The organism is Ruegeria arenilitoris (assembly GCF_013030265.1).
Taxonomy (GTDB): Bacteria; Pseudomonadota; Alphaproteobacteria; order Rhodobacterales; family Rhodobacteraceae; genus Ruegeria; species Ruegeria arenilitoris_E.
The window spans coordinates 1-6,095 of the sequence record NZ_WPZQ01000019.1 but is presented as its reverse complement, the minus strand read 5'-3'; the positions used below and the strand labels follow the sequence as shown (position 1 = coordinate 6,095).

Sequence of the window (6,095 nt, the reverse complement as noted above, 5' to 3'; positions counted from 1 at the left end):
TAGTCAATCACGCGTTTGACAGGCACGAGTACCTTCATTTCTGCGCTTGCTCCTTACAAAAACGGTAAGCCGCGTAGCGACTCCACCAATGCTCTCGTTGGCTTAGATAACGGGTCATGTGGCCCCGCAACAGGGCAAAATCGTCACGTCATGGCGTCGGGACGTCGCGTTTCGTTATTTTTTACGTGGGGGCACGAAACAAAGTTTCCTTCGGGCTGCGCTCGGATCGTAGTTCAGCCCAAACCAGAGCGCGAGTTTACGTCTTTCCAAGTGCTCCAAAAAACGCGAGCCATACCCGGGCCTTCAGCGGTTCGCGCCAGGTACCCACAGCACGTCGTCGCGCCCACCGTTATTGGCGCAACGTGCCGCAACAAAGAACCAGTCGCTCAGGCGGTTCAGATATTTCACGGCCACCGCGTTAACGGGTTCCATGTTGGTCAGTTCCACGGCAAGACGCTCCGCGCGTCGCGACACGGTTCTGCAAACATGAAGATGGGCGGCGAGTTTCGATCCGCCAGGCAGAATAAAGCTACGCAGCGGTTCAAGCGTTTCATTCATCGCATCAATCTCAGCTTCCAACCGGTCGATCTGGGTCGGTACGATGCGAAGGGGCGGGTAGTCCGCTTCGGCATCCTGTTCCATGTCGGGGCGGCAAAAATCTGCGCCAAGATCGAACAGGTCGTTCTGGATACGGGCCAGTGCCACATCAAAATCACCGTCAGCTTCCAGGCGTGCAACGCCGACGAAAGCATTCAATTCATCGACAGTGCCATAGGCGGCCACGCGCCCCGAATATTTGGCGACACGTTCACCGTTACCCAGTGCCGTTTTTCCGTCATCGCCCGTGCGGGTATAGATTTTGTTCAGTACGACCATCTTATTGCACTCCCTGTCCGCGCAGATAGACGTAGAGCACGATCAGCACCACGGCAATGAACTGAAAGAGAATGCGAAGTTGCATCATCTTGTTGCTTTTCTTGGCGGCTGCCATGCCACCTTTGCCAAAATTGGCGATGCCCAATGCCAGCACGACGACAACTGCCGCCATGGCCAGCAATAAGACGACCATCATCAGGTCCATGAAACCACCGTCCGCGTTTTTGTTGCATTTGGCCTCATCTAGCCCTGATGGGGCAAAATGCGAACAGGTAATTTCGTCTCAGACGCCTGAAAGGATGCGGTCGATCGCCCCGGTCGGCAGGATGCGTCGCAAGTATCCGGCGATGTATGTAGGCGTTGTCACGTAGTAGCGAGACTTCGGGTTCCTTGCTTCAACCGCATTGGCAAGCTTGTCGGTGACGGCAGAAGCGGGCAATTCAAATTTGTCCGGGCCCGAATCCTCGTAAAGGCGTTTGAGAAGTGAGCCTTCATATTTGTCGCGCAAAGCGGAAGACTCCCAGTCAATAAAGCGCTCGAAGACTGGAATCGCCTTTTCGCGCAGTTTGGACGTGATTGGACCAGGCTCGATCAGGATCACCTTGATGCCTGTATCCCGAAGTTCCAATCGCATCGTGTCAGTCAGACCCTCGATGGCATACTTGGTCGCGACATAGGCTCCGCGCCAAGGGAACGCGACAAGGCCAAGTACCGAAGAACATTGCACGATACGACCATGGCCTTGTTCCCGCATAAGGGGAATAACCTGGCGGGTCAGTTCGTGCCAGCCAAAGACATTTGTTTCAAAGATGTGGCGTAGTCCATCCGTTGGAACATCTTCTACAGCCCCTGGCAGCCCGTGCGCGCCATTGTTGAAAAGCGCATCCAATGTTCCGCCTGTTGCCTCAATAACCTCTGCCAAACCTGAGGTAATGCTCTCAGTATCGGTATAGTCTATGCGAGGGCTTTCAAATCCTTGGGCCCGCAAGCGGTCACAATCACGCTGCTGCCTGCACGAGGCAAAAACACGCCAGCCGCGCGCACGCATTCCGTGTGCTGCGTCCAATCCGATTCCGGAGGAGCAGCCTGTAATTAGGATGGATTTTTGCATGACCTACCCAAAGATGTACCTCGCTCATAGCTATTGCGAGGTCTTCGGTCGCGCAATGTCACCTCTGCGTCAGTTCGGGATTTTTCGGATCAGTGAGGCCGAAATCCAGCCAACCTGTTGCTCTGGCAACACGCGCAGGCGCAGCCAACCTGTTCCGGATTCACTTAGGACTTCGACTTTTTGGCCAATTCTTGCCTTGCCGATGATTGGATAGATCGTTCCGGGGCCGTCACGCATGTTCACACGTGTACCCGATACCTCACGTATATCTTTTTCCGGTTCTGCGGGGATGGGGGTCTCGGCTGTTTCGTCTTGGGGCGCAGGGGCGACCTGTTGCAACCCGGCGGCGCCCTGTTCCAGCGAGGCCAGAGTAAACGTAGCACCATCATCATCGAACAACGTCAGATTGGTGCTCAGGCCCGAAGCCACCTGCGCCAGCAGCGCATCTGTATCTGCTTCGTTCAGAGGAGATTCTGGTTCAGCTTGTGGCTCAGCCGGTTTGATGGGGCGCAAAGCAGCTCGAGTAACCAATTCTTCAGCCGGAGCAGCAACCAGAAGTTTCGGTTTTGGCTTCGGTGCTGATGCAATTTGTTGTGGCTGATCGCTGCGCATACCGCGCGGTTCAAAATCTGGTCCTCCGCTCATCACGTAGAAGGTCCAGCCAAGCATGGCAAAGGTAACAAGTATCAGGCGCGTCATGGCGCATCCCCCGGTAATCGTAACATCAAAAAATAGGCAGCAGTTCAATTGATGAGATCCTACCATATTTCGCGTGATGAGTCGAAAAAGCGGGGAAATCCGGGACTTGTCTCCCCCTGTTGCAAAAAGCGCGACTTGTCCCCAGCAAAATATGCTGTGCTTGCTTTACCAGCGGGCTCTTGCGGCGTATCACATCATATATGAACGATACGATCGACGACCCCAATATGGAGACCCCTGAGAACGGGGGCGAGATAGCCGAGCCACTGCGCCGCGCGATTGGCGAACGCTATCTGACCTATGCGCTGTCCACCATCATGCACCGGGCGTTGCCCGATGCGCGCGACGGATTGAAGCCGGTTCATCGGCGAATCCTCTATGCGATGAGAGAGCTGCGACTCAGCGCAACCGGAGGGTTCCGTAAGTCTGCGAAGATTTCCGGCGACGTGATGGGTAACTATCACCCGCATGGTGACGCAGCGATTTATGATGCGATGGCGCGTCTGGCGCAGGACTTCAACGTCCGCTACCCGCTGGTCGACGGGCAGGGGAACTTTGGCAATATCGACGGCGATAACCCGGCGGCCTCGCGATACACCGAAGCCCGGATGACCATCGTGGCCGAAGCGCTGTTGGAAGGTCTAAACGAGGACGCCGTTGATTTCCGTGACAACTATGACGGCACGCTGACCGAGCCGGTCGTGCTGCCCGCGCAATTCCCGAACCTGCTGGCCAATGGCGCCAGCGGTATCGCGGTGGGCATGGCGACGAATATCCCGCCGCACAATATTGCCGAGCTGTGTGACGCTTGTCTGCACCTGATCAAGACGCCCGATGCGCGCGATGACACGTTGTTGAACTACGTGCCCGGTCCGGATTTCCCGACCGGCGGCGTGATTGTGGAGCCGCCCGAGAACATTGCCCAGGCCTATCGCACCGGGCGCGGTTCATTCCGTCTGCGTTGTAAATACGAGGTCGAGGATCTGGGCCGTGGCCAGTGGCAGATCATCGTTACCGAGATTCCCTACCAGGTTCAGAAATCCAAGCTGATCGAAAAGATCGCGGAACTGATCCAGACCAAGAAAATCCCGATCCTCGCCGATGTGCGCGACGAATCCGCCGATGACATCCGCTTGATCCTTGAGCCGCGTTCGAAAAACGTGGACCCTGAGGTGCTGATGGGCATGCTCTACCGCAACTCGGACCTTGAGGTGCGGTTCAGCCTGAACATGAACGTGCTGATCGACGGGGTTACGCCCAAGGTCTGTTCGATGAAGGAAGTGCTACGGGCCTTCCTTGATCACCGGCAAGAGGTGTTGATCCGCCGCTCGCGCCACCGCATGGCCAAGATCGACCACCGGCTTGAGGTGTTGGAGGGCTTTATCGTTGCCTTCCTTAACCTCGACCGCGTGATCGATATCATCCGCTACGACGACGACCCCAAAGCAGCGCTGATGCGCGAGGATTGGGGGATCGACCATGTCCGCGCGACCAGCGAGGCCGACTATGTTTCGCCCAAACCGGGTGAGGGCGAGCTGTCCGAGGTTCAGGTCGACGCGATCCTCAACATGCGCCTGCGCAGCCTGCGCCGTCTCGAAGAGATGGAGCTGGTGCGTGAGCGTGACGCGTTGATGCTGGAGCGGGCCAATCTCGAAGATCTGCTTGCCGATCCGGCCCTGCAATGGGCCAAGATCGCCGAACAGTTAAAAGAGACCAAGAAGACCTTTGGCAAAGATTACGAAGGCGGTGAGCGCAGGACCCAGTTCGCCGAGGCAGGTCAAGTCGAGGAAGTGCCGCTTGAGGCGATGATCGACAAAGAACCGATCACGGTTGTCTGCTCTCAGATGGGCTGGATTCGTGCCATGACAGGCCATATCGATCTGAAGCGCGAGCTGAAGTTCAAAGATGGCGACGGCCCGCGTTTCATCTTCCACGCAGAAACGACCGACCGTCTGCTGGTTTTTGCCTCAAATGGCCGGTTCTACACCGTCAGTGCCGCAAACCTGCCGGGCGGGCGCGGCATGGGCGAGCCCTTGCGCCTGATGGTCGACCTGCCGAACGAGGCGCAGATCATCGACATCCTGATCCACAAGCCGGGGCGCAAGCTGTTAGTGGCTTCGGACGCAGGCAACGGCTTCATGGTTCCCGAGGATGACGTTCTGGCCCAGACCCGAAACGGCAAACAGGTTCTGAACGTCAAAGGCGATGAGACCGCGATGATCTGTAAGCCGATTGCGGGCGATCACGTTGCCGTCGTGTCGCAAAACGGCAAATTCCTTGTGTTCCCAACTGAAGAGCTACCAGAGATGACCCGTGGTAAGGGTGTGCGCCTGCAGAAGTACAACATGGCGCGTGGGCGTCAGGGTACTCTGGAATTGGATGGTGGATTGTCGGACATCACCACATTCAACTGGGAAGAGGGACTGAAATGGTCCATGGGCGGCGACAAGACCCGCCACGAGGCTGACATGAGCCAATGGTTGGCCAAGCGCGCAAGTGTCGGGAAAAAGCCGCCTTATGGCTTCCCGCGGGACTATAAGTTTTCGTGATCAGGCAGCCACAACAGTGAAATTCCGCCGATACGGCTTGGCACAGACCGTATCGGTGCGCTAGATCAAAGAAAAACAGGCCTATCGAGAAGAGACACATGCTGCGCATTCTGACCCTGATCACCGGACTAGCCCTGATGGGCGCGTGTACACAGACGCAGGTCTATGAAGAGCCCGAAAGCCTTGGGGAATTCAAACTGCGCGTGAACTACGCCTTCGCTGAAAAAGCCAAAAAGGGACCGGTTTCGCGGGATGCCACCTCGAAGGAGTGGGAAGACGCCATTCAGAATGCGGTCGATATTCGGTTGGGGCGCTACGCTGGCGCGCAGGAATACGATATCGGGATCAGCCTTGAGGGCTACATGTTGGCCCCTCCGGGAATCCCGGTGATCTACAACCCCAAAAGCACGGCAATCGTTCTGGTGAACGTATATGACGTGAAAAAGAAAGAGTTCCTGGCAAAGGGCAAGCAGTTCCAGGTTTTGGAAGATACGACCGGGGGCAGTGCCCTGAAAGGGTCCGGCCATGAACGCACAAGGGAAGAGCAAATGAGTGGGCTTGCCTTGAAAGTTGCGGACCGGGTCGAGGAGTGGCTGGCCGAAGAACACAAGGACAATGGCTGGTTCGACAGGCGGCCCGACCTGATCCAACCATTGGATTCCGTCGAAGTAACGCAAAATCCGGCGTCATAAACGGGATTTAACGCAGGATGTGCTTGATTTTCCCCTTTGAACCAAATATCTCGCGCGCGCAGATGTAACCACGGGACCAAGGGTCCCCCAAATCGCAAAAGGGCGCCTGAGGAATGGCAAAGGAAAAGTTTGAGCGTACAAAACCGCACGTCAACATCGGCACGATTG

Annotated in this window: 6 protein-coding genes; 2 read left to right on the top strand and 4 right to left on the bottom strand. The window is 56.5% G+C overall.

What is annotated here, in order from left to right; genetic code table 11:
• Positions 1-303: 303 nt before the first annotated feature.
• The 4 genes from GOX61_RS22265 to GOX61_RS22250 all read right to left on the bottom strand — a co-directional run bounded on the left by GOX61_RS22265 (position 304) and on the right by GOX61_RS22250 (position 2,686).
• Positions 304-876, bottom strand: coding sequence for a cob(I)yrinic acid a,c-diamide adenosyltransferase (locus tag GOX61_RS22265; RefSeq protein ID WP_170337261.1), 573 nt, complete (start codon positions 874-876; stop codon positions 304-306).
• A gap of 1 nt (position 877) precedes the next feature.
• Positions 878-1,081 (bottom strand): twin transmembrane helix small protein, encoded by a 204-nt coding sequence (locus tag GOX61_RS22260; protein WP_155134799.1) that lies wholly within the window; start codon positions 1,079-1,081, stop codon positions 878-880.
• Between the two features lie 78 nt (positions 1,082-1,159).
• The gene (locus GOX61_RS22255) at positions 1,160-1,987 is read right to left on the bottom strand and encodes an SDR family NAD(P)-dependent oxidoreductase (protein WP_170337258.1); all 828 of its coding nucleotides are present in this window, start codon (positions 1,985-1,987) and stop codon (positions 1,160-1,162) included.
• Between the two features lie 69 nt (positions 1,988-2,056).
• Positions 2,057-2,686: an SH3 domain-containing protein gene (locus tag GOX61_RS22250; protein WP_254436946.1), complete on the bottom strand. Its 630-nt coding sequence runs from the start codon at positions 2,684-2,686 to the stop codon at positions 2,057-2,059.
• A gap of 200 nt (positions 2,687-2,886) precedes the next feature.
• On the opposite strand from GOX61_RS22250, the gene GOX61_RS22245 reads away from it, so the two are divergent.
• Positions 2,887-5,235, top strand: a complete 2,349-nt coding sequence (locus GOX61_RS22245; RefSeq protein ID WP_155134805.1) for a DNA topoisomerase IV subunit A — start codon at positions 2,887-2,889, stop codon at positions 5,233-5,235.
• A 98-nt stretch (positions 5,236-5,333) separates the two neighbouring features.
• Entirely contained in the window at positions 5,334-5,927 is a 594-nt protein-coding gene (locus tag GOX61_RS22240) for a hypothetical protein (protein WP_170337255.1), read from the top strand.
• Positions 5,928-6,095: the final 168 nt, after the last annotated feature.